This is a genomic window from Ruminococcus sp. Marseille-P6503 (assembly GCF_900604945.1).
In the GTDB taxonomy this organism is placed as follows: domain Bacteria; phylum Bacillota; class Clostridia; order Oscillospirales; family Ruminococcaceae; genus FB2012.
On the sequence record NZ_UWPB01000002.1, the window covers coordinates 187137 to 212431 of the forward strand.

Annotated in this window: 25 protein-coding genes and 3 tRNA genes; 13 read left to right on the forward strand and 15 right to left on the reverse strand. The window is 45.5% G+C overall.

Features of this window, described 5'->3' with window-relative positions; translation table 11 throughout:
• Window positions 1-7: 7 nt before the first annotated feature.
• The 3 genes from metE (at window position 8) to EIH25_RS06945 (ending at window position 4427) form a co-directional block, all read left to right on the forward strand.
• The gene (metE, locus tag EIH25_RS06935) at window positions 8-2284 is read left to right on the forward strand and encodes a 5-methyltetrahydropteroyltriglutamate--homocysteine S-methyltransferase (RefSeq protein WP_124100053.1); all 2277 of its coding nucleotides are present in this window, start codon (window positions 8-10) and stop codon (window positions 2282-2284) included.
• Window positions 2271-3134: a methylenetetrahydrofolate reductase [NAD(P)H] gene (gene metF, locus EIH25_RS06940; protein WP_124100055.1), complete on the forward strand. Its 864-nt coding sequence runs from the start codon at window positions 2271-2273 to the stop codon at window positions 3132-3134. Before metE ends, metF begins: the two co-directional genes overlap by 14 nt.
• 492 nt (window positions 3135-3626) lie before the next feature.
• The gene (locus tag EIH25_RS06945) at window positions 3627-4427 is read left to right on the forward strand and encodes a ZIP family metal transporter (protein WP_124100057.1); all 801 of its coding nucleotides are present in this window, start codon (window positions 3627-3629) and stop codon (window positions 4425-4427) included.
• A gap of 471 nt (window positions 4428-4898) precedes the next feature.
• Here the strand turns inward: EIH25_RS06945 and EIH25_RS06950 are convergent.
• The 8 genes from EIH25_RS06950 to EIH25_RS06985 all read right to left on the reverse strand — a co-directional run bounded on the left by EIH25_RS06950 (window position 4899) and on the right by EIH25_RS06985 (window position 10544).
• Window positions 4899-4974 (reverse strand) — tRNA-Ala (locus tag EIH25_RS06950).
• Window positions 4975-5030: 56 nt separating this feature from the next.
• Window positions 5031-5114: transfer RNA gene (locus EIH25_RS06955), tRNA-Tyr, on the reverse strand.
• 12 nt (window positions 5115-5126) lie between these two features.
• Window positions 5127-5202: transfer RNA gene (locus EIH25_RS06960), tRNA-Thr, on the reverse strand.
• Between the two features lie 321 nt (window positions 5203-5523).
• Window positions 5524-6855 carry an MATE family efflux transporter gene (locus EIH25_RS06965; RefSeq protein ID WP_124100059.1) on the reverse strand — a complete coding sequence of 444 codons (1332 nt, stop codon included), beginning with the start codon at window positions 6853-6855 and terminating at the stop codon, window positions 5524-5526.
• Window positions 6856-7228: 373 nt separating this feature from the next.
• Complete coding sequence (locus EIH25_RS06970) at window positions 7229-7453, reverse strand: hypothetical protein (protein WP_124100061.1); 225 nt, start codon at window positions 7451-7453, stop codon at window positions 7229-7231.
• A 153-nt stretch (window positions 7454-7606) separates the two neighbouring features.
• Window positions 7607-8026, reverse strand: coding sequence for a hypothetical protein (locus EIH25_RS06975; RefSeq protein WP_124100063.1), 420 nt, complete (start codon window positions 8024-8026; stop codon window positions 7607-7609).
• Between the two features lie 98 nt (window positions 8027-8124).
• Window positions 8125-8859 carry a DUF4367 domain-containing protein gene (locus EIH25_RS06980; protein WP_124100065.1) on the reverse strand — a complete coding sequence of 245 codons (735 nt, stop codon included), beginning with the start codon at window positions 8857-8859 and terminating at the stop codon, window positions 8125-8127.
• Between the two features lie 191 nt (window positions 8860-9050).
• On the reverse strand, window positions 9051-10544 hold the full coding sequence (locus EIH25_RS06985; RefSeq protein ID WP_164489187.1) for a L,D-transpeptidase family protein: 1494 nt from the start codon (window positions 10542-10544) through the stop codon (window positions 9051-9053).
• Window positions 10545-10919: 375 nt separating this feature from the next.
• Here EIH25_RS06985 and EIH25_RS06990 point away from each other — a divergent pair, with 375 nt between their 5' ends.
• The 3 genes from EIH25_RS06990 to EIH25_RS07000 are packed head-to-tail and all read left to right on the forward strand — an operon-like array spanning window position 10920 to window position 13423.
• Entirely contained in the window at window positions 10920-11822 is a 903-nt protein-coding gene (locus tag EIH25_RS06990) for a hypothetical protein (protein ID WP_124100069.1), read from the forward strand.
• Window positions 11823-11844: 22 nt separating this feature from the next.
• A complete protein-coding gene (locus tag EIH25_RS06995; protein WP_124100071.1) occupies window positions 11845-12309 on the forward strand; it encodes a CBS domain-containing protein in 465 nt (154 codons plus the stop codon).
• 16 nt (window positions 12310-12325) lie between these two features.
• Window positions 12326-13423 (forward strand): serine hydrolase, encoded by a 1098-nt coding sequence (locus EIH25_RS07000; RefSeq protein WP_124100073.1) that lies wholly within the window; start codon window positions 12326-12328, stop codon window positions 13421-13423.
• 251 nt (window positions 13424-13674) lie between these two features.
• Here EIH25_RS07000 and EIH25_RS07005 read toward each other — a convergent pair whose 3' ends face one another.
• The 5 genes from EIH25_RS07005 to EIH25_RS07025 all read right to left on the reverse strand — a co-directional run bounded on the left by EIH25_RS07005 (window position 13675) and on the right by EIH25_RS07025 (window position 18146).
• Window positions 13675-14061 carry a P-II family nitrogen regulator gene (locus EIH25_RS07005; RefSeq protein ID WP_124100075.1) on the reverse strand — a complete coding sequence of 129 codons (387 nt, stop codon included), beginning with the start codon at window positions 14059-14061 and terminating at the stop codon, window positions 13675-13677.
• Window positions 14062-14092: 31 nt separating this feature from the next.
• On the reverse strand, window positions 14093-15331 hold the full coding sequence (locus EIH25_RS07010) for an ammonium transporter (protein ID WP_124100077.1): 1239 nt from the start codon (window positions 15329-15331) through the stop codon (window positions 14093-14095).
• 324 nt (window positions 15332-15655) lie between these two features.
• Window positions 15656-16558: a Sir2 silent information regulator family NAD-dependent deacetylase gene (locus tag EIH25_RS07015; RefSeq protein ID WP_124100079.1), complete on the reverse strand. Its 903-nt coding sequence runs from the start codon at window positions 16556-16558 to the stop codon at window positions 15656-15658.
• The gene (locus EIH25_RS07020; RefSeq protein WP_124101289.1) at window positions 16509-17273 is read right to left on the reverse strand and encodes a protein-ADP-ribose hydrolase; all 765 of its coding nucleotides are present in this window, start codon (window positions 17271-17273) and stop codon (window positions 16509-16511) included. The genes EIH25_RS07015 and EIH25_RS07020 overlap by 50 nt, the downstream gene beginning before the upstream one ends.
• Window positions 17274-17354: 81 nt before the next feature.
• On the reverse strand, window positions 17355-18146 hold the full coding sequence (locus tag EIH25_RS07025; RefSeq protein WP_124100081.1) for a hypothetical protein: 792 nt from the start codon (window positions 18144-18146) through the stop codon (window positions 17355-17357).
• Window positions 18147-18514: 368 nt separating this feature from the next.
• Between EIH25_RS07025 and EIH25_RS07030 the strand changes: the two genes are divergently transcribed.
• From EIH25_RS07030 to EIH25_RS07060, 7 genes are all read left to right on the forward strand, one after another.
• Complete coding sequence (locus EIH25_RS07030) at window positions 18515-18835, forward strand: SCP2 sterol-binding domain-containing protein (RefSeq protein ID WP_124100084.1); 321 nt, start codon at window positions 18515-18517, stop codon at window positions 18833-18835.
• A 263-nt stretch (window positions 18836-19098) separates the two neighbouring features.
• Complete coding sequence (locus EIH25_RS07035) at window positions 19099-19470, forward strand: hypothetical protein (RefSeq protein WP_124100086.1); 372 nt, start codon at window positions 19099-19101, stop codon at window positions 19468-19470.
• A gap of 125 nt (window positions 19471-19595) precedes the next feature.
• On the forward strand, window positions 19596-19841 hold the full coding sequence (locus EIH25_RS07040; RefSeq protein WP_124100088.1) for a hypothetical protein: 246 nt from the start codon (window positions 19596-19598) through the stop codon (window positions 19839-19841).
• A 124-nt stretch (window positions 19842-19965) separates the two neighbouring features.
• Window positions 19966-20637 carry a response regulator transcription factor gene (locus tag EIH25_RS07045; protein ID WP_124100090.1) on the forward strand — a complete coding sequence of 224 codons (672 nt, stop codon included), beginning with the start codon at window positions 19966-19968 and terminating at the stop codon, window positions 20635-20637.
• On the forward strand, window positions 20634-21701 hold the full coding sequence (locus EIH25_RS07050; RefSeq protein ID WP_124100092.1) for a HAMP domain-containing sensor histidine kinase: 1068 nt from the start codon (window positions 20634-20636) through the stop codon (window positions 21699-21701). Before EIH25_RS07045 ends, EIH25_RS07050 begins: the two co-directional genes overlap by 4 nt.
• On the forward strand, window positions 21688-22629 hold the full coding sequence (locus EIH25_RS07055) for a hypothetical protein (protein ID WP_124100094.1): 942 nt from the start codon (window positions 21688-21690) through the stop codon (window positions 22627-22629). The genes EIH25_RS07050 and EIH25_RS07055 overlap by 14 nt, the downstream gene beginning before the upstream one ends.
• A 16-nt stretch (window positions 22630-22645) precedes the next feature.
• Entirely contained in the window at window positions 22646-23011 is a 366-nt protein-coding gene (locus EIH25_RS07060; protein ID WP_124100096.1) for a hypothetical protein, read from the forward strand.
• 83 nt (window positions 23012-23094) lie between these two features.
• On the opposite strand, the gene EIH25_RS07065 is transcribed toward EIH25_RS07060, so the two are convergent.
• Together EIH25_RS07065 and EIH25_RS07070 are read right to left on the reverse strand one after the other, a co-directional pair.
• On the reverse strand, window positions 23095-24267 hold the full coding sequence (locus EIH25_RS07065; RefSeq protein ID WP_124100098.1) for an iron-containing alcohol dehydrogenase: 1173 nt from the start codon (window positions 24265-24267) through the stop codon (window positions 23095-23097).
• Between the two features lie 21 nt (window positions 24268-24288).
• On the reverse strand, window positions 24289-25293 hold the full coding sequence (locus EIH25_RS07070) for an aldo/keto reductase (protein WP_124100099.1): 1005 nt from the start codon (window positions 25291-25293) through the stop codon (window positions 24289-24291).
• Window positions 25294-25295: the final 2 nt, after the last annotated feature.

A 25295-nucleotide genomic window follows, 5' to 3' on the forward strand; every position in this document is an offset into this window, starting at 1 on the left:
TTTAAATATGAAAACTTCAATCGTCGGCTATCCGAGAGTAGGTTCTCTGAGAGAACTGAAATTCGCAAGTGAAAAGTACTTCCGTAAGGAGATTACGGAAACAAAATTGCAGAAAACTGCAAAAGCGCTTCGTTTGGAAAATCTTAAAGCTCAGAAAGAAAGCGGACTGGATTTTATTCCGTCCAATGATTTCTCTTTCTATGACGGAATACTCGATACCGCTTTTCTGCTGAATGCTGTTCCGAAAAGATATACAAGTCTCGGACTTTCACATCTTGATACATATTTTGCTGCCGCACGAGGCTATCAGGGCGAAAATGGCGATGTTAAAGCGCTTGCAATGAAAAAGTGGTTCAATACAAATTATCACTACATGGTGACGGAAATAGACGACAATACAGAAATCCGTCTTGCAGACGATAAGCCGTTCACGCTTTATCAGGAAGCTCAGACCGCAGGCGTAAAAACCAAGCCTGTTATTATAGGCGCTTATACATTCCTGAAGCTTGCTCGTTATACAGGAAAAAAGACCGCCGCGGACTTCGTTTCGGATACTGCAAAGGCTTATACTGAAATTCTGAATAAATTTGATAGCCTTGGTGCAGAGTGGATTCAGATTGACGAGCCATGTCTTGTTATGGATATGACTGCTGATGATATTGATATTTTTAAACAGCTTTATACGGAAATTCTCAAATCAAAGGGCAGCGTAAAACTTCTTTTGCAAACCTATTTCGGAGATGTCCGTGACTGCTATCAAAACATCTGCAAGCTTGATTTTGACGGTATCGCTCTTGATTTTATAGAGGGAAAACAGTCGTTAAATCTGATTAAGGAAAACGGTTTTCCACAAGATAAAATTCTCTTTGCAGGTCTTGTAAACGGTAAAAATATCTGGAGAAACAACTACTGTAATACGCTGAGTGTTTTATCGGAATTGAAAAAATCCTGTGGAGAAATCGTGCTGAATACTTCCTGTTCACTTCTTCATGTTCCATACACAACAAAGAATGAAACAAAACTCAGTAGTGAAACTCTTTCCTATTTTGCGTTTGCGGAGGAAAAGCTTACAGAGCTTGCAGAGCTGAAAGAAATTTTCTCTTCTGAAAATCCAATTGAAAATGAAAAATATATCCGTAACAGACAACTTTTTTCCGCGCCAAGAAGGGGCGGTGTGAATCCGGCTGTTCAGGAAGAAACCGCTCAGCTGACAGACGCTGATTTTATAAGACTTCCCGAATTTGCAGAACGTGAAAAAATTCAGAAAGCAAGACTCAAGCTCCCCCTGTTTCCGACCACAACAATCGGTTCTTTCCCTCAGACAGCGGAAGTCAGAGCAAACAGAGCCGCTTTCAGAAAGGGAGAAATCTCCGCAGAACAATACGAGGATTTTAATAAGAAACAAATTGCTGAATGTGTTGCCTTGCAGGAGAAACTCGGTCTTGACGTTCTCGTTCACGGTGAGTTTGAAAGAAACGATATGGTGGAATATTTCGGCGAATACCTTGACGGATATGTATTCACAGAAAAAGCATGGGTGCAGTCCTACGGCACTCGCTGTGTGAAACCGCCGATTGTATGGGGCGACGTTTCGAGAGCAAAGCCAATGACTGTAAAATGGTCGGTATACGCGCAGAGCCTTACGGAAAAGCCGATGAAAGGAATGCTTACAGGACCTGTTACAATTCTGAACTGGTCGTTCCCGAGAGAGGACATTTCTCTTAAAGAAAGCGCGTATCAGATCGCTCTCGCGATTCGTAAGGAAGTCCTTGACCTTGAAGCTAACGGCATAAGCATTATTCAGGTTGACGAGGCGGCGCTGCGTGAAAAGCTTCCGCTGAGAAAATCCGACTGGAAAAAGGATTATCTTGATTGGGCTATCCCCGCGTTCCGTCTGGTGCACAGCGGCGTAAAACCTGAAACGCAGATTCATACGCATATGTGCTACAGCGAATTTGCCGATATTATTCAGGATATTTATAATATGGAGGCCGATGTTATTACATTTGAGGCAAGCCGCAGCGATTTGACTATTCTTGATGCTCTGAAAAAGAATCATTTTCGTACGGAAGTCGGTCCGGGTGTTTATGATATTCATTCTCCCCGTGTTCCGTCAAAGGAGGAAATCAAAACAGCAATCAGAAAAATGCTTGACAGAATTCCTGCCGAAAAGCTGTGGGTGAACCCCGACTGCGGTCTGAAAACAAGAGGCAACGCGGAAACCGTCCCAAGTCTTGAAAATCTTGTAAACGCCGCTTTGGAGGTGCGCAATGAAAACCTCTGAACTGTTTGGGAAAAAGACTGTCCTGTCCTTTGAAATTTTTCCGCCCAAGCCAACAGCCGATGAAAAAGTCATCTATGAAACGCTTGACGGTCTGAGCGGTCTGAATCCTGATTTTATCAGCGTTACATACGGTGCGGGCGGAGGAAACAATTGCAGCAAAACGGTACGGATAGCCTCTGATATAAAGCATAAATACGGAATTGAAAGCATAGCGCATCTGCCCTGTATCAATCTTTCCGAGGAAGACGCGGTAGGTATTCTCAATCAGCTTGAGGCTGAGGGAATTGAAAACATACTCGCACTAAGAGGCGATATTACTGCCGAAGTTACGCCGAACGGAAGATTTACACACGCCGATGAGCTGATACGCTTTATTCGTGAAAAGTACCATTTCAATATCATTGCGGCTTGTTATCCGGAGGGACATATTGAAAGTAAATGCATTGTTGAGGACATTGAAAACCTGAAAAGGAAAGCAGATGCAGGCGCTTCTCAGCTTGTAACACAGCTGTTTTTGGACAATGACTTTTTCTACAGATTTCAGGAACGCGCTGCTCTTGCAGGTATCGACCTGCCTACAGAAGCGGGAATCATGCCGGTAACCAATAAAAAGCAGATTGAACGTATGACGAAAATGTGCGGTGTTCAGCTGCCGGAGAAGTTCAGACGTATTATTGACAAATACGAAAACAATCCCGAAGCATTGCGGGACGCGGGAATTGCCTATGCAATCAATCAGATTGTTGACCTCATTGCACACGGTGTTGACGGAATACATCTCTACACAATGAACAAGCCTTATGCTGCAAGGAAAATTTATGAGGCGGTTTACAGTATGCTGAAGGTATAAAAACGTATTATTTGAAATCTTATATATCCTTAAAGCTTCGTTATCGTGATCAATAACCGAAGGGGAGCTGTACTTTTTGTGCCTTTGCAAGTAATTTAAAATACAGATGATGAATAAGCTGTGAGGACTATTTTCTCACAGCTTAATTTTATCAGTAGCCTTACTTCCGGTTTACAGGCGCTTTAGATTTATTCATTTTTGACGACCATAAACGACACAGAGATTGCTTATGCTATTAAATGGCATTGGCATTTATAGAATAGTCATAAAAACTGCATTAATCGTTATATGAATTATACTATAATTTATTATAGTCAGTTAATGATAACTATAAGCAGAAGAAACAATATATAGATGGCAGATGACAGTACAACTATTTTTCAACATAATAAACTCCATCTTTTTAGTGCTGGAAACCTGCTGATAGTATGATGATGATGTTAAGTACTGGTATAATTATAAATTCTGATCATGCTGGTGCAGGTTTAAAAAATGATTTATTATGAGGTGGTAACATTGATACAAAGCATGATATTAATCATTCCTTTTTTAGGAACTATTATCGGCTCCGCAACGGTTTTTTTCATAAAAGAACAAGTCAGTTTGAAAATAGAGAAGCTGCTGCTTGGATTTGCGGCAGGAGTCATGATAGCGGCTTCTGTATGGTCTCTTTTAATTCCGTCCATAGAAATGGCAGAAAAACAAAGTGATGTACCATGGATGCCGGCGCTTACTGGATTCATGCTCGGCATATTTTTTCTGTTTGGAATAGACAGCCTTGTGCCGCATCTCCACTTTAACAGCGACAAGCCGGAGGGCGCTAAAAGAGGACTTTCCAAAACTACCATGATGCTGTTGGCGGTAACGATACATAATATTCCTGAAGGCATGGCGGTCGGGGTGACTTATGCTGCAGGCTTAAGCGGAAATGCGGATATTACCCTTATGGGTGCAATGGCGCTTTCATGCGGTATCGCACTGCAAAATTTCCCTGAAGGCGCTGTTATTTCCACGCCTTTAAATGGAGCGGGTGTAAAAAAAAGCAAAGCGTTTTTATATGGCGTGCTGTCAGGCGCGGTAGAGCCGGTCGGAGCTCTTCTTACCATACTTCTGACGTCACTGACAGTGCCGTTCTTACCTTATTTACTCTCTTTCGCGGCAGGAGCAATGATTTATGTGGTAATTGAAGAGCTTATCCCCGCGTCGCAGGCAGGTGAACATAGTAACATCGGGACAATTGGTACTGCAGTTGGTTTCGCACTTATGATGGTATTGGATGTTGCGTTGGGATAGGATAATCTTTAATTTCCAATGCCAATTGTTTTTTGGATAACTCTCCGCAGCTTACTGTCGATCTAATATTTTTATCCTCTGGCAGGACCTTGCTAAGCGCCTGAGTTGTGTTTTTTAGCTGTTGATTTCGCCTTTTGAGGACCTTGTCTTTTTGAGTTTTCATATCTTTTTAGGCTAATAAAGCTGCTGCAGCGGTTCCTTTTATGGTAGGCGGAGTTGTATTAAATCGGCTTGATATAGCTGTGATATTTGACGGGTATGACGGAATGTGTGCAGGCTACAAACACGAATATCAGCGCTCCGGGTTTGCGCCGACCCGCCAAAAAGCTATTGCAGGTTGTTAAACTATATTTTACTGATTTTTTAGTTGGTAGAAAGGCAGCGGTTTATTGTGCAATAGTCAAGTACATATGCCGCAGTCGTTTCCATATAAAATTAAAAGCCTCGTAAACTCAACGTTTACGAGGCTTTTGGTGGAGCATAGGGGATTCGAACCCCTGACCCCCACACTGCCAGTGTGATGCGCTCCCAGCTGCGCTAATGCCCCGAATATTAGATTGATGTAGTAAAAAAGCATTCACAGGGTGAATGCCGTTTAAATTTTGGTGGGAGAGGATGGATTCGAACCATCGAAGCAAATGCAACAGATTTACAGTCTGCCCCCTTTGGCCACTCGGGAACTCTCCCAAAATCAATTTATGGAGCTGGTGGACGGACTCGAACCCCCGACCTGCTGATTACAAATCAGCTGCTCTACCAACTGAGCTACACCAGCTTATTCCGCCTGCCGCAACATAAATAAGTATAACACATTTGCAGAAGCTTGTCAATACCTTTTTATCTGATACGATTAATTTTTTTCAATAACCGGACAGCTTATTTATTATACACCTGTTTTCCTGAAATGTCAAGTCCAAAGTACATTTTTTGTCAAAGTATACAATCAAATAAATATTTACATCTATTATATTATGCATAATTAACTTGATTTTGCGCAAATCAGCCCAAATTATCTATAAAATCACTTTTACGCCCAAGCTTTGCTTTCATGCTGTAATCTGAGCTGAAGCGCGGAAAAATCATCGCTTTAGTAATATTATTGCTCTTTTGCTATTGCCCCGCGTTTTTTTGTGATAAAAATCAAAAAAACAAGCCCTATTACAGCCGTCAATAATTCCGTTGCCGGAAAAGCGCACCAAACTCCGCGTATTTTTCCAAGCTGCGACAGGAGAAAAGCCATTGGAATAATCACAAAGAAACCGCGCAGCAGCGAAATTATGTTTGCCGGCAGAGGTCTTTCGGAGGCGGTGAAATATACGGAAATAATAATGTTGAAGCCGGCAAACGGACAGGCTGTGAAGTACAGGCGCAAGCCTTCTTCAGCAATATTCTGCAGCACCGCGCTGCGTTCGCTGTTAAAAATGTTTGTTATCTGCGAAGCGCCGAAAAACACCGACGCGTAAATAACAGCGGAAAATATCAGCATAGAAGTCAGCGCATACCGCAGTACGGCATTAATATCCGCAGCGTTCCTCATTCCGTAGCTTCGGCTGATAATAGGCTGGATACCCTGCGCTATTCCAGTGTATACAGCAATGATAACCAGCGACAGATTCGCTATCACTCCGTAGGCGGCAACCCCGACATTTCCCTCAAGCCTCAATATAATTGAGTTGAACACTATCATAACCGCGCCGGCGGAAACCTCCGTTACCAGCGAAGGGATCCCTCCGGCAAAGATTCCGGCGTACAGCTTTCCCGACGGTCTGCACTTCGTAAAATGGAACCGATTTTCTCCGCGGATAAAATGTGACGACAAAATCAGCATACTTATAACCGGAGCGGTGCCGGTAGCTAAAACCGCTCCGAAAATCCCCATCTGACAGGGAAAAATAAATACCCAGTCAAGCACTATGTTGGCCAGGCTTCCGATGAGCATTGCCGCCATTGCCAGCTGCGGAGCGCCGTCGTTGCGTACAAAGCACAGCAGCACATTGTTCATGAGAAAGGCAGGCGAAAACAGCAGGATAACCTGCAAATAGGTTTTTGTCATTGCAAATACGCTTTCGTCGGCTCCTAACGCCGATGTAATTACCGAGGAAAAGAATATTCCCAGCAGCACAAAAAAAGCCGCAAAAGCAGCGGTAAGATATACCGCGTTGGTAAAGGTCCGGTCGGCGGATTTATGCTCATTTTGGCTCTGCTGTACGGAATATTTGATTCCGCCTCCCATACCGATCATAAGCCCGCTGCCATGAATAAAGCTGTAGACCGGTATCGCAAGATTAAGCGCTGTCAGTCCGTTTGCGCCAAGCCCCTTTGAAACAAAGAAAGTATCCGCCAGTATATAGCAAGACAGTCCGATCATTCCCAATACGTTTAATGACGAGTATCTGGCAAAATCCCGCAAACATCTTGATTTGATCATAAAAAACCTCCAAAAAACGCAGATTTCAATATTCTGCCGTTATATTATTCCCGCAGACCCTGCTGCTGTCATATATTTTCTCCCGCTCTCTGAACATATGCACTTCCTTAGCGGGCTGATCAATAGAAAAAGCACTGACTTCGTATCTGCAACGGCCTAACGATACGAAAATCAATGCTTTACAGCTTACCCGGCGGCAAGCAAAACTATTATTTTAATTATTATACCACAGACATATTTTTCTGTCAAATCTATTATACCGAAAAATTATCGGTTTTTATGAAGATATGCCGCGGTATTTCCGCTTTTCGGCAAAAATTAAAAGCGCCCGGCGGTTAAACCGAACGCTTTTTACAAAACTACCTTCAAACAGTTATATAAGCAGCTCGCATTTTTGTGATATACATTCATGGTAAATAAACTCGGTAAGATTTTCATCTGATATTTCTATAATCACTTTGCACTTTTTTCCGCTTACATCGAAATCTATTACCTTGGCGCCATACGAATCAAAAAGCTGGCTTATCCTTTTGTAGCATGGCACCCGTCTGTCAGACTCGGTAATAGGCAATACTGCAACATGAATGTTTTGACACATTCTCATCACCTCCGCCGGCACGTAGCCAGAAATTTTTTGTTGTAAATTGGCGTGGTACACAAAAAAGGGGATTCCGCGCCGACGGGTAACTAGTGACGCTGCAGCCTGCTGAAAGCAGTTTGCTGGTATAATTATATATTATAAAATATAGAATTATCTTGTCATTGCGGCGCCGTAAAGAGTTATATCCTCCAGCAGCGCTCCGGTCGTGCTGTAAACCTTATAATGCGTTTTACAGCGGTATTTCTCTCCTATTGTTGCCGAAGCAACTCTTGTATCATATACATTTCTTTTGGCAGAATCAGAAAACGACTTGCCCGGCACATCCTGCCATCCGCCGTCCTTGATCTGAAGCTGACAAGTATACACGATCTCTCCTACCATAGTCTCTCCCTGCAACTTGAATCCATACTTAACAGAGCTTGCTCCGTAAGCCTCGCAGATAGAAAGATTATTATAGGTATAATCGGAACAGGGCATTATCCCATCCTCCGCGGATACGGAAAATACCGCCAGCACAAAAACGAGAACCGCAGCCGACATAACTGACGTCAATTTTCTGAATGTCTTCACGCTCCATACCTCCCGAAACTTAATTTTCCTGAAGAGGCTTGTTTAACCCCCTCTATAATTATTAACAACCGAAACCGTCAAAAAGTGCAATGTTTTTTTCAAAAATTTTTATTTTTGTCACTTCTCACAGAATTCGCGACTTTAAACAGGTCAATTTTGTTGGAATCGCACGAAACATCATACCTGTAATTTCCGTCGCTCCAGACAATAATTGTCGATCCGCTTCCCAATCTTGAAGACGCGATTCCTTCGCAGCCTCTGATTCTTACCTCTCTTACATAAGCATTTTCTCTGTTTATATTCTGAAGACCCCACAAATTATTCTGTGAATAAATGAGACGTTCGTCCTGATCATTTTCGTAAACCATGTAATTAACCGTATCATCCCGGATTTCTTCAATTAGATCATATCCCTCGGGAATATATGTAGGACTTTGATAATTAAAAGCTACCGGCAGGGTCTGGATACCTTCTATCTCTCCTTCCAGAAACTTTACCTCCAGCATTCCGTTGGCAACGGGTCTTGTTTTCATTCCGAAAGTAAGATTCGGTTCCTTGGGGGCGTCCGCCATCATCGGGATCATTCCGTTTACCGCTACAACGGCGGCGATAACGGCTATTGCCGCGTATCTGCCCAGTCTTTTAAAAGAGAACCTTCTCGGAGGAACAGGAGCAATATCGGCGGTCGTAAACTCAATATTGTAAATACGCGTTATTTTAAAGCAGAAATCTTCAGAATAATCATGATACAGCTCTATAGTATTCTTATAGTCTTTTATATCCTCTATTATAACGCCCTTGCGGACAGCCTTGTATGATCTTCTGCGTATCATACCGATCCTCCTTTGCAGTTTTATCAGGGAAGCTGCACTGGTGCAGAAATAATCAGCCCCTCTATAATAATAAACACTCAAAAACGACAAAAAGTGCAAAATTTTCTTGTTAAGTTTTTGTAAACAAAATCCGCCGTATATAAACGGCGGATAAATTCATAACAGATACGCACCGCAGCCGCGCGGTTTTCTTAGTAATACATAACTACGGGAGTGCCCATAGCGACCTCGTCATGCACAAATTTCGCGTACTCAAGGGGCATATTTATACAGCCGTGAGAGCCGTTGTACTTATAAATATCGCCGCCGAAATAATACCTCCACTGGGAATCGTGAAGCCCTATCCCGACAATAGCCACTCTGGTCCAGTAAGCGCAGGTAGTGTCCCATTCCTCTCCGTCGGCATTGGAATCCTTCATGCGGTAATTTGTCGCCTTACTCCAGACCTTATAAACTCCAGGCAGCGTAGTTCTCGCCTCCGAGGTGGTCTGACCCGAAACTATATAACATTCCTTTTTCAGCTTTCCCTTTTCATAATACCAGAACTGCTGGTTTGTAAGGTCTATTTCGATATAGGTATCGCCTATGTCGTCCTTTTTTGAGCGGGCTGACTCAACGCCGGTAAAAACATAGCCGCCCGTTTCATAATAGACCGGATCCACGCTTTCAACGCTTTCTCCCTCTTCAAGCATATCAACCAAGGCGTCGCAGGTTTTCTGCTGGTCTATCCACCAGCCGTACTTGGCGTCGCTGCTCGTGGGAACGGTTATATCCCCCTGAATGGTAGCGTGAAATTTTCTTTCGGTATTATAGGTATCGTATTTTTCGGCAAGCTGCTCCACATATTTCATAGCCTTGTCCGCGTCCGCGGTTATATTGCCGTCGTCGTCCACCTCGACCATATTCATAAGCTTTTTTCCGGTAAGAGTTTCGGTAGTATAGTCGAAATCATAGGTTATCTTGATATTAAAGACCTTATTCAGCCTTTCACACTCGTCCTCAAGGTCGGCGGCGGTTATTTCAGGAGCGATATAGCAGCCCGAATCCGCGGCGTTTATCGTAAACTGATTTTTATCAGTCTCGCTCAATATGTAATCCTCAAGCTTCTGATAATCCATTTTATCGCCCTGAACCGCTTCCCGGACGACATATCCGCTGCCGGTAAGCTCGATCTCGGCATTTTTGTTTTCCTGACTTCCCCAGTCCGCCCCGCTCAAAAGCTTTCTAAGCTTATCCTTATCATAGGATACAGATTCTTCAAAGCTGTACTCGGCTTTGTCTATAAGTCCTTTGAACCAAAGATTACTGTCTGTTTCCGAATATATTTTTTCAAGCTGCCGCCTGGTATCCACAGAATACCCGAAGCTTTCAAGCTCTATCTGAACCGTATCGCCGTCCTGCTTCACAATGCTGAGAGTTTTGGGCGCGTCCGTCCTTTCAAACAGCTTTTCCGTTTCGGACAGAGTTTTTCCGCTTACGTCCACTCCGTTTATGTAGGTATTTACCGGAAATCTTCCGTCATATTTCGCGCGTCCTATAAAATAAGCCCCCGCAGCGCCAAACGTCATTACGAGAACGATTCCTCCAAGTATAAAAACAGGCGCGGCTGATTTTTTCTTTTTCCGTTTCTTTTTTCCGCCGGTAACCTTATTGGTACGCGGCTTAGCCGCTGTTTTCGCTGTCATCTTCATTATCCTTTCGCACATATTTTCCGGTCTGCGGCAGACCTTTCAGTCTCTTTTGCAGAATAGAAAAATCCGCCCCGGACCATGCGTTGCTATTTCTAAATTATATCATAAGCACAGCCGTTTTGCAACCGGAAAATCCAAATTTAAAAATAAGGCAATAAGAGCCAGACCGTTCGTTCACATAAAGGCTGTGCAACGGACCGCAGAAAGATAATTGCCTGCCGTCACACCAACAGAAACGGTGCATTATACAGCTTTTTCCTGCTTGACAGTATGCGCTTGCTGGTGTATAATAAAAGAGTGTAAACTAAGGTTTATTATGCTATAAAAAGGACTGCTGCCACCGCACGGTCCGGAAAGGCACGAATATACATGAAAACAGCAAAAAAATCACTTGCCTGCGCCTGCGCTCTGGGGCTATGTCTTTCGTTTTACGGCTGCTCCGGCTCGGAAAGCAGCTCTGAGAATACGGCTTCAAACGCGTCCTCCGCGGCTGAGCGGATACAGAGTGAAGCCTCCGATCCTCAAAGCTCCTCTGAAAATGAAAGCTCTCAGCCGGAGGAATCGCATATCGGCGAATATCTGTCGGGAGTTGCCGATATATACGAGCAGGGCAGCTATACGCTGCAATGCACCGTAACCAGCACTGCCTTCGACGGCGAGGTCAGCATTACCAGAGTTGTAAGAGACGGCGACGTTTACCAGCTTCAGCAGGAAAGCATGGGAAGCCACGGCGCTATTACCCTCGGCGGCAGATCATACGATTTTGATTACGTCTGCGGAATGTACCGCGAAACCGACAGCGAGCCGGAGCTTAACGTTATTGAAGAAGTAATACGGCTCAATCTTGACAGCACCAGCACTCATGAGGATTCTTCCCAGAGCGGCTATGCCGTTGAAGAATACACCTATATCGGAGATACCTATATAACCGTAATGGATTTCTATTTTGACAAGGTAACCGGAGAGCTTATCAAATACACCACCACCTACACCGTCGAGGGGCAGGACGACATCGTTGAAACCAGAACGATAAACCGTCTTGACAATAATATCGACGAATCCGTATTCAATACTGATTTTACGGATTCTCTGGTTGATTTCAATTCCATGAGCGAGGATCAGCGGCTCGGCTTCTGTCAGGGGCTGTGCGGAAGCCTGGGTATCACGACCGACGATATGTATGAGATGAACATAACCACGGATCAGTTCAAGACCATCGACTACGACACGCTGTTCAAGCTGGTATACACCTACGGCGGCGGACATATGTGATCAGAACATCAGGACGGAATATATGAATATTTTAAAGCTTCTAAAGCCCAAGGCGGTCATTGATTATATCTACGACGACGCGACCGTAAGACAGGCGATTGAAAAAATGCGCCACCACGGATTCACCGCCATACCTGTGATCAACAAAAAGGGAGAATACGTCAAAACGCTTGCGGAAGGCGATTTTCTCTACTTTATGCTGGAAAACAGCCTTTCCGATATTAAGGAGCTGGAGAATTACAGCGTAAAGGAAATCACAAAGCGCGTAAAGAACAATCCCGTTTATATTTACTCAACGATAGAGGACCTCATTCTTTTATCAATGAATCAGAACTTCGTACCGGTAATAGACGACCGGAAGGTTTTTATAGGAATAGTCACAAGACGGGATATTCTTCAGTACTGCTACAATACCATCAAGGACGGCGATCCGGAATACGGCAAAAAGGAAGAGGAATATCAGTCATTTGCTGAAAATAAAACGTAAGAGGAGAGATGTTGAAATGCTCAGACTGAAAAAAAATGAAAAAGGCGGCGCCGCCGTTGTCGCGGTAATGATAATTATTATGATAGTCGCGATCGGCTCCGCGATTATGGTAGTTACCGGCAGAGGCTCCATAAACGAAGCCAAAGCCGTTCCGGCAATTGCCGACGAATCCTCTCAGGAGGAATCTCAGCCGGATTCGCAGGCTGATCCCGAACCGGCGCCGGAAAAAACGGAGCCGGAAACGCTTATGAGCTACCCTAAGCAGGCGTTAGACTATGAGGATATCTCAATTAAGGAGCTTACAACAAAATACGGTATTCTAATCGACGCGGACAGCAATACCATTCTCGCCGGAAAAAATTATGAAAAAAAGATCTATCCGGCTTCTCTCACAAAGGTCATGACTCTTATCGTCGCAGTTGAAAATATCGACGATTTTGACGCGAAATACAAATTCACCTCTGACGATATCGATCCGCTTATAGAAGAAAACGCTTCCCGCGCGGGCTTTGAAGCAGGAGAAAGCGTTACATATGAGGATCTTCTTTACTCGGCTATTCTGGTAAGCGGCGCCGACGGAACCGCAGGGCTTGCCAACGCTATTGCAGGCTCCGAGGACAAATTTGTCGAAATGATGAACGACAAGGCCAAGGAACTGGGGCTGACCGGCACTCATTTTGAAAACGCCAGCGGACTTCATAACAAAAATCACTACTCAACCTGTCAGGACATTGCGGTTATCATGGAATACGCCATGCATAACGACGAATGTATGAAAATACTTACCGCTACGGAATATACAACCGCCAAGACAAAGCAGCATGAGGACGGAATAAAGCTTACCAGCATTGTAGCAAGCCGCTTTAACGGGTACTACATTGAGGGCGGCGGAGATCTCCTGGGAGGAAAGACCGGCTTTACCGACGAATCCGGCTACTCTCTCGTAAGCATAGCTGAAAAGGACGGCGTAAATTACGTCTGCGTTACCGTTAAATCAGAGGACGAATGGAAAGCGGTAGAGGACAATATAGCGATCTATGAAAAATACCTGCCCTCTGAGGACGACAGCGGAGCTCCTTCAGATTCGTCAGAATCAGCGTCCTCGGACGAGTAATCAAGCTGTAATCCATAATAAAGCTTCAAATACAATTACACAATTGCACCGGTCGAACGGCGCCGCAGAACGTAAATACGTTTTATGCAGCGCCGTTTTTTCAGACATTTAATAACAACAAAGCTTTCGCAGGAGAAGCTGAAAAAGAACCTGAGCCGCCGCAGGAATACGGAGGCACGTATAAAAAACGGTGAAGCGCGGACTAACGCTTCACCGTTTTTATTGAGTACAGCTTTCCCAAGCCGGATAAGCTATTCGTCGGCAGTCGACTGAACGGCGTCGTAGCCCGTTTCGCCGGTTCTGATCTTAACCGCCCTGCGTATATAGTAGCTGAAAATCTTTCCGTCTCCGGGGTTTCCGGTATAAGCCGCTTTTTTTATAGTTTCAATAGTCTTTTCTTCCCACTCCTCAGAGGAAACGACAATTTCAAACTTGATTTTAGGAAGCACCTGCACGTCGATCTTCTGTCCTCTTACATATTCGGACATTCCTCTCTGAACGCCGCAGCCCACAACCTGATAAACGGTGATACCGTTTACGCCGATTTCCGAAAGCGCGTTCTTAACGTCCTGATACGCTTCTTCTCTCACGATAGCCTCGATTTTAATAAGAGTCGAGGAATTTTCCTTATTAGCCATATGATCGCACCCCAATCCTGTTTTCAATAAGTTATTCAAGTCCGTTGAACGAAGGATAAGCCGATTCTCCGTGCTGCGTAATGTCAAGACCTAGCATTTCATCCTTTGCGTCAACTCTGATACTGCCTGTTACAAGCCTTGTAATGCCGTAGCAGATAAGCGTTCCGACAACCGCGATAACTATTGTGATAGCAATTCCGGCCGCCTGCGCGCCGAACTGCGCCCAATCGCCGTAAATCGCTCCGTCATAGCCGCCGATCGCTTCCTTTGCAAAGATTCCTGTAAGCAGTCCGCCCCAGATTCCGCCTGTTCCGTGGCAGCTGAAAGCGTCAAGAGCGTCGTCAAAACCGAATTTCTTCTTGCCGTAGGAAATCATGATAAAGCATACCGGGCTTGTGGTAAGACCGATTATTACAGCTGCCCATATCGGAACAAAGCCGGCTCCGGGGGTGATTCCTACCAGTCCCGCAACAATACCTGTGCAGGCGCCGATGAGAGTAGGCTTTCCGTTCTTTATAACATCGCAGAGCATCCATGAAAGAAGCGCCGCAGCCGCAGAAGCCGCAGTAGTCATAAACGCATGAGCCGCCTGGCCGTTTGCCGCCAGCGCCGAGCCCGCATTGAAGCCGAACCAGCCGAACATAAGCAGAGAAGCTCCGATCATAACGGTCGGGATATTGTGAATACGGTAAGCCGCGTGATCGTAGTCCTTACGCTTTCCCAGCAGAATACAAAGCACAAGAGCTGAAACGCCCGAGCTGATATGAACAACGTCGCCGCCCGCAAAGTCAAGCGCGCCGATTCCCTCAAGTCCGAGGATACCCTTCTGAGCCCATACCATATGCGCCAAAGGATAATAAACAACTACCGACCAGAGAATGATAAACACAAACAGCGATTTGAATTTCATTCTGCCGGCAACCGCTCCGGTAATAAGAGCCGGCGTTATAACCGCAAACATCATCTGGAAGCAGCTGAATACCATATTGGGTATAGCCGCGCCTTCGGTATAGCCCTCTTCAAGCGAAACGCCTTCAAGCCCAAGCCAGCTGAAGTTTCCGATAATGCCGTTTTCGGTAGGCGCAAAGGCAAGCGAATAACCGAAAAGCACCCACATGACGATACCTGTACCGATAATGAAAATCGACGTCATCATGGTGTTCACGGTGTTTTTCTTCCGCACAAGGCCTCCGTAAAAGCACGCCAGTCCCGGCGTCATAAAAAATACCAACGCCGCACAGATAAGTACAAATCCTATGTCAGCATTCATGTCAAATTCCTCCTAAGCCTATAAATTACAGTGATTTGCCGAAAAAGGCAAAATAAAAAGGCTCACCATGCTTCTGCCGCCCGTAACCGAGCAGTAAGCAACAAGTGAACCTCGCTGTTCATAATATAAAATTTTCAACACGTTTAATATTTCATCCGGATTTAATAATATCAACATAATATATTATATATGACGAATAAGGTTTTGTCAATCTTAAAACCATTGCTTCCGGCTGATTTCAGATATTATTACAATTTGACATTAAATTCTGCCAATATATTTGTGCAAAATGGCGTTACCCTTATAAGAACACAGCATTAAAGCTCAGAAATTCGCTTCCCTGTCAGAAAGGAGACTGTCGTATATACGCTCCAGCACCGTCTTTATATCCCCGCCGACGCAAATTGCCTGACGCTGTATTTCCCGAGGACAATATGCCGCTTCCAGGTTTATGCAGGCATAGACCGCATTCGCATTATCTGCGGTCATCTGCCAGAAGGGATACTTTATAATGACAGGGGTGTTCATTCCTACTCCAAGCTCCAGGAAAAGTATCCTCTGTCCCTTGTGCCTGCGGATAAAAGCTTCATATCGTTCACTTGCCCGATACCAGCCTTCGTCCTGAACAAAAGCATCGTCAGCTCTTAAATTCATTGTCATCGGCTTTCCGCAGACAGGACAGCGCGGAATAAGCTCTGCCGGTATTTTCATATCCGCCTGCCGTTCAAGCATTGTTCGGATAACTGTTTCATTATCATAAGTTTTATTATGACATGGTCTGCTGCATTGAAAAAGACCATAATCGCCCTGCATGTAGAATAATCTGTGTTTGTCAAAGCCCGCTTTCTGAAACTGATGATCGACGTTTGTCGTAAGCACAAAATAGTCCTTATCCTTCACAAGCTCAAAAAGCCTTTTGTAGGTTCCGTTATCAGCGTCCGCATATCGGTTGATAAAAACATATCTTGACCAGTACGCCCAATGCTCCTCCGGCGTTTCAAAGGGATAGAATCCGCCTGAATACATATCTCTGAAGCCGTACTTCTCAATAAAATCCGCGAAATACTTTTCAAAACGCTCTCCGCTGTATGTGAAGCCTGCCGAGGCGGACAGCCCCGCACCCGCACCTATCACGACCGCGCCGGCAGCTTCAAGCTCCTTTTTCAAACGGCCTGTTTCAGCGGAGCAGTCTGCTGTAGATACTGTAGTCCTTTTGTGTAAAAACATTGAATATCACCTCTGTATCATTTGACTTAATAAACCTCCTTACTGTCCTTACAGCAATCTCTGCGGCTTTATCGGCAGGAAAACCGAACACTCCCGTTGATATACAGCAAAAGGCCATGTTTTTTATTCCTTTTTCCAAAGCCAGTTCAAGACAGGAGGTATAAGAGCTTTCAAGAAGTCTGCAATGCTCTTCTGTAAGCCTGCCGTTTACAACAGGTCCCACAGTGTGGATAACATATTTACAGGGAAGATTATATGCGCCTGTTATTTTTGCTTTTCCTGTAGGTTCCTCATGCCCCTGTCGGTTCATTATCTGTTGACATTCATAGCGAAGTCCTATCCCTGCAAAGGTGTGTATACAATTGTCTATACAGCTGTGACAAGGACGCCAGCAGCCTGTCATTGCTGAATTTGCGGCATTTACTATGGCGTCGCATCTGAGAGTCGTTATATCTCCTTTCCAAAGATAAATATTCTTTTCCACCGGGGTAAGATCTCTTTTATCGGTAATTCCTTTTTTAGCTGTCAAAGCTTTCAGATATTTCTCCTCGGCTTTTACATATTCCTTATCAGCCTCAGCTGCCGGACGTATATTAACAAGACTTCGGTAAAGTCTGAAACGTTCCTCTTCATTTTCGGGAACGACTGTTACAGAAATATCCTGACGTTCTGCAAGAAGATATTTAATAAGATATTCCGATACTCTCTCCGCCATATTATCATCCTTTCTAAAAGCTCCGCTCTTAGCGTAAAACACAAGCAGGGACCGCCCGGAAGGACAGTCCCTGGGTTTTGATTACGCAAAGAAAAAGCCCGCGGTCATGTCAAGGTAATTTTCTCCGCTGTAATTCGGATACTGCTTCTGTACCTCGGTCTTGAATTCATCTGCATTGCCGCACTTTGAGGCAATTGCTTTCAGATTTTCAAGGTAGCGGATCTTTGTCTGAGCGTCCTTCAGATCCTCGGGAGTATAGTGAGAGGTAAGAATCAGGTCATAGCCCTTTGCAATGTAATCCTTAAGCTGAGCAATTACAGCGTCCGCATGGTCAGCTCCCGCTACGATGGAGTGACAGTCATGACCCAGCATATGAGTATAGACCGCGTTGATTTCAGGAATTTCAACGTCAAACGCCTCGCCTGTCTGCTTAATGACGAAATCAATGCCGCCGACGGTGATTTTTCCCTCTCCGATAATATTTGTGATTCTGTGAACTGACTTATCAAAAATATCTCCGAACGCGCCTGCAAAGCTGTCTATCAACGCCTTTCCGCCGCCGTTTTCAGAATAGTCAGCCGCATTCCGCGTAGCGTATTTAGGAACGTCGGGAAGAAATTCTCCTCCCGCGCCGTGATAGGCAACGAGTATTCCCTCTACCTCAAAATCCTTAAGATAATCCGTAAGCTCACCGATGTTGTCAAAGAAGCACGGCGATTCTATCACAACCGCTTTGCCGTCTTTTTCAACAATGAAAACCTCATTGTCAATAAAATCGTTGGTCTTATAAGCATGAAGCCTAACGCCGCCGAAATCGTAAACCTTAATTTCGCCCTTTCCGAGCTTAACTGCCGTAAATGTATTCTTGTTCATAAAGAATCCCTCCTGAAAATTATGTGGTTTGTTTGCTTCTTTCGGGAGATTCCAGCGCTGTATCTCTTACCTTGATTATATGATAGCACACCGCTCAAGGCTTGTAAAGCAGGCACTTTTTTGTGGCATAGTTTCTGACAGGTAACTATTGCGCAATTACGCGCTGTTTTATACAAAATCAAATTGTAAACAATCAATGAACGTCTCAGCCGTACATAATCGGCATAAAAACGCACGGAATCCTGAAAACGAAAAGTGTCGATCCTTTTGTTATGAGAAACAGACCGCAAATACCTTTGCCTGCCATATTGACTTTTATATAAAAATAATGTACAATTGACTCATAACCGAAGGAGAGGTGCATTGACATGACATTGCAGGAGCTTTTGACCAAGCTTAGAAAAATGGCGGAAGGCATTGACGTTTCAGGCTGCGATTTCCTTGCTGTGCAGGTAAACATAAAGGACGCGGATCCCGGCGTTTTCTACATAGAGGTCAAGGATCATAAAATCAGCGTTGAACCGTATGAATACAATGACAGAAGCTGTTCAATAACAATGACTATGAACAACTTCAACAAGCTTATAGACGGCAGGCTTGACCCCATAGCGGCGTTTACCCTTGGCAAGCTAAAGGTTGACGGAGATATCGGCAAGGCTCTGGAGTTTTCAAAGCTGATAAAAAAATAATCGTTCAAGAGCTGCTTTCAAAGCAGTTCTTTTTTGCTCTGCCGGACAAAATTCCGCAAATTATGTTCGTATACACCTACGAAGCCGACGCTCTGCTTATAATTGCAGCGCGCCGGCTTTTAATATTTCTTACGGTATTATTCTTTGCGCATTTTAATATTTTTCTAACATCGCGCAAACATTTCTCAAACAGCGGAGAATTAAGATATATACAGCAGATGAGAAAATTATCTGAAATAAACTTCAGCCGGAGGCGGTTATTTATGAAAAAGGAGAATTTTGTAACGCTTGTCATGTCAGCAGTCGGAGGATTGATTTTCGCATTGGGAATGTGCATGGCTCTGCTGCCCGAATGGGAAGCGTTTACATCAGGAGTTGTATGCGGCATAATAGGAGCGGCGGTTTTGCTGGCGGCAGTATTCGTCCGCAGAAAAATGACCAACGCTTCGCCAGTCAAAATCAGCAGACGAACAGTCGGGATCGTGGTTTACGGCGTAATTTCAACAATTGTATTCGGTTTGGGAATGTGTATGACCATGGTATGGGAAGGAATTCTGCTCCCGGGTATTATCGTCGGTATTGCCGGTATTGCTCTCCTGCTCGGACTTATCCCTATGATAAAAGGCATAAAATAAAAGGAGGCTGTAAAATGAGAGGAATTCTGATCGCGATTTGTGCGGCGCTGGGAATAGCCGCGGCGTCAATCGTATATTTCGGCAGAAAAAAGACCTGTAATTATGAAAAATAGGAGGAAACTAAGATGATTGAATTTTTTAAAAACGCATTCAAGGATATGGCGGAGGGCGCAAAGGCCCAGCGCGAAGCGGACAAAGCAAGCTTTGCCGCAGCAAAGGCTGAATCAAAGGCTGATTTTCTGGAGGCTAAGGCGATGAGCAGCCCCTCCGCGCACAAGGCGGCCGAACAGGCAAGGCGTGATAAGCAAATAGCCGAGGCGAACGCAAGGAAAGCGGCGGCAGAGGAAAGGATCCGCGCACTAAAAAAATAAAAGACAAGCCTGCATAAGCTGCTGTGCAGGCTTGTATGTAAAATTTCCGTGAACGTCAGTATTTTAACAAGATTTTAACATCAGTGTGTTATGATTAGTCAGATTCAGAAATCGGAGGCTGATTATGTTTAAAATTCTGATTGTTGAGGACGACAGGGATCTGAATAAAACCGTTTGCTCATTCCTCAGCCGCAGCGGCTATGAGGCGGTCGGCTGTCTTAACGCCAATGACGCTTATAATGAAATGTACGGCAACGTATTTGACCTTATTATATCTGATATTATGATGCCCGTGACCGACGGCTTTGAATTTGCCGAAACGGTGCGCTCCCTTAATCAGGACATACCCATTCTCTTTATGACCGCAAGGGACGATTTTAATTCAAAGCAGCGCGGCTACCGAATAGGTATCGACGACTACATGGTCAAGCCTGTCGATCTGGACGAGCTGCTTCTGAAAATCGGGGCGCTGCTTAGGAGAGCGAAAATCGCTAATTCAAAAAGACTTACGGCAGGGTCGCTGATACTTGACGCGGAGGAGCTTTCCGCGGAGCTGAACGGCGAGGAGATCCCGCTGACAGTGAGAGAATTCAACCTGCTGTACAAGCTGCTTTCCTATCCGAAAAAGACCTTTACCCGTTCGCAGCTTATGAACGAGTTCTGGGACGCTGAAACCGACAGCGGTCCGAGAACGGTTGACGTCTATATGAGAAAGCTCCGCGAAAAATTTGCGGACTGCGAGGATTTTGAAATAGTCACCGTTCACGGACTAGGGTATAAGGCGGTGCTGAAATGAACGGAAGCCGATTTTCAAAATTAGGATTCGCTTTGCTGAGATTCGTCGTTTATTTCGTATTAATCGCTTTTGTAGTAACCTGTTCCTTCCTCATATTCCTCAACGCAATGGATATTGAGCAAGCTGCGCTGGAAAAAAACGCAAAGCGCACTTTTCTTAACATAATATTTCTGACCTTTATTTTCTGGCTGTTTGATATGATACGCAGGGAATTAACGGTCGAACGTCCTGTCAGAAGAATAATCAGAAGTCTGGACAGAATCATGGAAGGCGATTTCAGTGTTCAGATCGCGAACATACGGGAAGCGACAGACTCTAATAAATTCAATATCATAATAGACAGAATAAACAAGATGACCGCAGAGCTGAGCGGCGTTGAAACGCTGCGGACGGATTTTACCGCCAACGTTTCTCACGAGCTGAAAACTCCGCTTTCGGCTATCAGCAATTACGGCGCTCTGCTGCAAAGCCCCGGATTGTCTGAAGCGGAACGGATAGAATATGCAAAAGCCGTAACCGACGCTTCACGCAGGCTGTCCGGTCTGATAACAAATATTCTGAAGCTCAGCAAGCTTGAAAACCAGCAGATCTATCCCGTTAGAAAGCCTTACGATCTGGGAGAACAGCTTTGCGAATGTCTGCTTGGCTTTGAAGAGGATTGGGAGCGAAAGAAGCTGAAAATTGACACCGACATAGACGAGAACGTTATTATCAGTGCAGACAGCGAGCTTCTCAGCCTTGTATGGAATAATTTGTTTTCAAACGCAGTCAAATTTACGGACGAAAACGGAAGTATCTTCGTCAGTCTGAAAAAAGACAACGGATATGCCGTCGTTTCCGTAACCGACACAGGCTGCGGAATGTCGGCTGAAACAGGAAAGCATATCTTCGAGAAATTTTATCAGGGCGACACTTCACATTCTTCCAAAGGAAACGGTCTGGGGCTGGCGCTGGTAAAGCGCGCCGCGGACATTACCGGCGGAGAAATTTCCGTGCAGAGCGAGCTGGGCAAAGGAAGCGTATTTACTGTAAAGCTGAGGTGCGGCGAAAGTGAAAAGGCTTAAAAAGATCATTGATAAAATACTTTTCCCTCCTGCCCGGATCATTATTCTATGCGCTCTGACAGGGTTTCCCGCAGTGTTTCTTTCGTTGACGTTCATTGACAGTAAAAATCCGGTCTCATATATATCCTATGTGCTTTCCGCATACGCTCTGACTGTGCTGTGCGTTAATTTTCCGAGAGCTAAAAGGCGGTGCAAAGAGCTTGTACGCAGCGACCGGATAAAGGCGCTGGCTTCCTTCCGCAAACTCATGAAGCGATACAGATATACGTCGATGTATCTTGAAAGCAGGGAATTCCGCGCAAAAACGTCTCTTTATATAGGACTGGCAATCAACATACTCTATGCTGTTTTCAAATGCGCAACGGGGGCAGTTTTCCGTTCGGCATGGCTGTGGGCGATAGGCGTTTATTACGTCATGCTGAGCGCGATCCGGTTTGTTCTGCTGAGAAACGTCCGCATTACGGACAAAAAGGAGCAAACGGTACAGCGAAGGATCCACGAGTATAAAAGCGCGCGGCTGTGCGGAGTAATGATGCTGGCGCTGAACATAGCAATGACGGGAATGACCGTTCAGATGATCTGGCGGAACAGAGGCTATGAATACGAAGGATATGTTATCTACATCTCCGCCATATACGCGTTTTACTGCCTGATCAACGCAATAGTAAATGTTGTGAAATTCGCGAAGATAAACAATCCTATCCTTTCAGCGGCAAAGCTGCTGAGCCTTGCGGGCGCGCTGATGTCGATGTTTGCCCTCCAGACCGCAATGTTTTCTTCGTTCGGAGGAGGAGAAAGCTATCGCAGGCTGATGAATACCGTCACCGGCGGTATCGTCTGCGCATCGGTCCTGGGCATAGCGGTTTTTATAATAGCCGTATCGAATAAAAAGCTTAAGGAGACGGATATAAACGCTTTGCAAAAGTAATATAAAGGAGAAAGCTATGTCTGAAAAATTTGAATACACCTATTCTGCAAAACAGCAGGAGGAGCTTGAAAATATACGCAGGAAATATCTTCCCCGCGAGGAAACCAAAATGGAAAAGCTGCGCCGCCTTGACGAAAGCGCGGCACGTCCCGGAACCTTAATTTCAATTATCGTCGGAATAGCCGGCACTCTTATAATGGGCTTCGGAATGTGCCTGTGCCTTGAGTGGGCCGCGTTTATTCCCGGAGTAATTACCGGAATCGCCGGAATGGCGGTACTCGCTTCGGCTTATCCGATTTACAGCAGAATAACCAGGAAACGGCGGGAGAAGCTCGCGCCGGAAATCCTGCGGCTGACAGAAGAGATTTCCAAGGGCAGCTGAAGCGGAGCCTAAAAAGACCTACAGTACAAAAAACGCCGGACCTGGTATTGGATCCGGCGTTTTATTTCGTATATCAGCAGAATTTACAGGCACATCTCGTAAATCTTCTCCACATCGTCGGGAGTAAGATTTTTAGGCCCGGTAATTACGCCGCCCATGCAGGCGTGCTCAGCCATTGCCCTGAAATGCGTTTTGTCGATCCCAAGCTCGGTGAGGGTGGATTTAAGTCCGAGAGTATTGAAGCAGAAATCATAGGCCGCCTGGATTGCCGCCTTTGCGCCCTCCTCCGCGTTATCCTTTTCCTCAAGTCCGAATACCTTTACGCCGAAGCGGGATATCGCGGGAGCGGTCGATTCGTCCAGAATATATTCCAGCCAGCGTGGAGTGAGAATTGCCAGACCGTGACCGTGTGTAATATCATAGTACGCGGACAGCTCATGCTCCATAGCGTGGCAGGCGCAGCCGTGAACCGTTCCGGCGTCAAGGATCGTGTTCAGAGCCATTGAGGAAGCCCACATCAGATTTGCCCTCGCTTCGTAGTTTTCCGGCTCTGCCATTGCAACGGGAACCCACTTTACGACAGCGCGCATAACGGCTTCCTGCATTTCCAGAACAAGATCAAAGGTGGCGTCTCCGGCAAAATAGTAGTTGTCCAGAACGTGGTTGAATATGTCAAAGGCGCCGCAGGCAGTCTGATATTTCGGCAGGGTAAAGCTGTATTCGGGATTTTCAAAGGCAGCGCGTGGAATCAGAGCCGAGCCGCCGAGCCCGATTTTCTCATTGGTTTCCATATTGGAGATTACCGCCCAGACGTCCATTTCAGAGCCTGTCGCCGCATTTGTAAGGATCGCCACGACCGGCAGAGCCTCAGTCACCCAGGTACCGGCGCTGACCAAATCCCAGACATTTCCCGAATCGGTAACGGCCGCCGCGGCTACGCCCTTTGCACAGTCGATCGTCGAGCCTCCGCCCACTGCAAGCACAACGTCAATGCCTTCTTTTTTGCAGATTTCCGCGCCTTTATTTGCCGTTGTGTGGCGTGGATTAGGCTCAACGCCGGAAAGCTCAAACAAAGTAATTCCGTTATCGGAACAAAGCTTTTTTACGGTATCATACAGACCGTTCTTCTTGATCGATCCGCCGCCGTAAACCATCAGCGCCTTTTTGCCGAATTTCAGAAGCTCCTCAGGAAGATGCTTCATAATATCTCTGCCGAAGTAAACCTTGTCGGGATTGTGAAAAATAAAGTCGTTCATTTTAAATACCTCCGTGTTCAATTATTTCTTTTCATCAAGCAGAATAACCCCCTGCTCAGGATTCTTATCAATTGCTCCCACGATCGGATGAGGCACATAAAGCTCCTCCAAATACGCCGTATCCTCATCGGTCAGCTCAACGCTGAGCGCGCCTGCCGCGTCATCAAGATAATTTGCCTTTGTAGCGCCGATAATCGGCGAGGCAACGCCTTTCTTCCATTCCCAGGCAACGGCGATCTGCGACATTTTACAGCCGTATTTTTCCGCAAGCTCCTTAACACGCTTTACGATTAAAATATCCTGCTGTTCCATGCGGTCATATTTGCCCTTTGCCACACGGTCCGTCCTTCCCCTCAGGGAATCGGACTGCCACTGCTCTCTTGCAAGATGGCCTCCCGCCAGCGGACTGTACGGCATAAGAGAAACGTTCATCTGCCTGCAAATCGGTATCAGCTCTCTTTCGTCCTCCCTGTAAAGCAGGTTGTAGTGGTTTTCCATCGCCGAAAACCGCGTCCAGCCGTTGTCCCTTGCAACAAGCTGCATATTATGGAATTGATAGCCGTACATTGCGGAAGCTCCCAGCGCGCGGACCTTTCCTGATTTCACCAGACTGTCCAGCGCCTCCATCGTTTCCTCGACAGGAGTTTCATAATCAAAACGGTGAATAATGTAAAGGTCGAGATAGTCCGTGCCAAGACGTTTCAGAGTGCCGTCAATTTCCCGAAGGATCGCCTTTCGGGACAGCCTTCCCTCGTTAAAATATACCTTTGAGGCGATGACCGCCTTGTCCCTCTGCACGTTTCTTTTAAGCGCCCTGCCAAGGTATTCCTCGCTTGTTCCGGAGGAATAGCCGTTTGCCGTATCAAAAAAATTTATTCCAAGCTCGAGAGCGTGTTTTATTACAGCCTCGCTTTCCTCCTCATTTAACGTCCAGTCATGCATAGTTCCCGCCTTGCCGAAGCTCATACAGCCAAGACAAAGCTTTGAAACTTCAATATCCGTATTTCCGAGTTTTGTATACTGCATAA

Excerpts from the sequence above, each read along its gene's own strand:
- metE (WP_124100053.1), top strand. The coding sequence starts at position 8 with ATGAAAACTTCAATCGTCGGCTATCCGAGAGTAGGTTCTCTGAGAGAA.
- metF (WP_124100055.1), top strand. The coding sequence starts at position 2,271 with ATGAAAACCTCTGAACTGTTTGGGAAAAAGACTGTCCTGTCCTTTGAA.
- EIH25_RS06945 (WP_124100057.1), top strand. The coding sequence starts at position 3,627 with ATGATTTATTATGAGGTGGTAACATTGATACAAAGCATGATATTAATC.
- EIH25_RS06965 (WP_124100059.1), bottom strand. The coding sequence starts at position 6,855 with ATGATCAAATCAAGATGTTTGCGGGATTTTGCCAGATACTCGTCATTA.
- EIH25_RS06970 (WP_124100061.1), bottom strand. The coding sequence starts at position 7,453 with ATGTGTCAAAACATTCATGTTGCAGTATTGCCTATTACCGAGTCTGAC.
- EIH25_RS06980 (WP_124100065.1), bottom strand. The coding sequence starts at position 8,859 with ATGATACGCAGAAGATCATACAAGGCTGTCCGCAAGGGCGTTATAATA.
- EIH25_RS06985 (WP_164489187.1), bottom strand. The coding sequence starts at position 10,544 with ATGACAGCGAAAACAGCGGCTAAGCCGCGTACCAATAAGGTTACCGGC.
- EIH25_RS06990 (WP_124100069.1), top strand. The coding sequence starts at position 10,920 with ATGAAAACAGCAAAAAAATCACTTGCCTGCGCCTGCGCTCTGGGGCTA.
- EIH25_RS06995 (WP_124100071.1), top strand. The coding sequence starts at position 11,845 with ATGAATATTTTAAAGCTTCTAAAGCCCAAGGCGGTCATTGATTATATC.
- EIH25_RS07000 (WP_124100073.1), top strand. The coding sequence starts at position 12,326 with ATGCTCAGACTGAAAAAAAATGAAAAAGGCGGCGCCGCCGTTGTCGCG.
- EIH25_RS07005 (WP_124100075.1), bottom strand. The coding sequence starts at position 14,061 with ATGGCTAATAAGGAAAATTCCTCGACTCTTATTAAAATCGAGGCTATC.
- EIH25_RS07010 (WP_124100077.1), bottom strand. The coding sequence starts at position 15,331 with ATGAATGCTGACATAGGATTTGTACTTATCTGTGCGGCGTTGGTATTT.
- EIH25_RS07015 (WP_124100079.1), bottom strand. The coding sequence starts at position 16,558 with ATGTTTTTACACAAAAGGACTACAGTATCTACAGCAGACTGCTCCGCT.
- EIH25_RS07020 (WP_124101289.1), bottom strand. The coding sequence starts at position 17,273 with ATGGCGGAGAGAGTATCGGAATATCTTATTAAATATCTTCTTGCAGAA.
- EIH25_RS07025 (WP_124100081.1), bottom strand. The coding sequence starts at position 18,146 with ATGAACAAGAATACATTTACGGCAGTTAAGCTCGGAAAGGGCGAAATT.
- EIH25_RS07030 (WP_124100084.1), top strand. The coding sequence starts at position 18,515 with ATGACATTGCAGGAGCTTTTGACCAAGCTTAGAAAAATGGCGGAAGGC.
- EIH25_RS07035 (WP_124100086.1), top strand. The coding sequence starts at position 19,099 with ATGAAAAAGGAGAATTTTGTAACGCTTGTCATGTCAGCAGTCGGAGGA.
- EIH25_RS07040 (WP_124100088.1), top strand. The coding sequence starts at position 19,596 with ATGATTGAATTTTTTAAAAACGCATTCAAGGATATGGCGGAGGGCGCA.
- EIH25_RS07045 (WP_124100090.1), top strand. The coding sequence starts at position 19,966 with ATGTTTAAAATTCTGATTGTTGAGGACGACAGGGATCTGAATAAAACC.
- EIH25_RS07050 (WP_124100092.1), top strand. The coding sequence starts at position 20,634 with ATGAACGGAAGCCGATTTTCAAAATTAGGATTCGCTTTGCTGAGATTC.
- EIH25_RS07060 (WP_124100096.1), top strand. The coding sequence starts at position 22,646 with ATGTCTGAAAAATTTGAATACACCTATTCTGCAAAACAGCAGGAGGAG.
- EIH25_RS07065 (WP_124100098.1), bottom strand. The coding sequence starts at position 24,267 with ATGAACGACTTTATTTTTCACAATCCCGACAAGGTTTACTTCGGCAGA.
- EIH25_RS07070 (WP_124100099.1), bottom strand. The coding sequence starts at position 25,293 with ATGCAGTATACAAAACTCGGAAATACGGATATTGAAGTTTCAAAGCTT.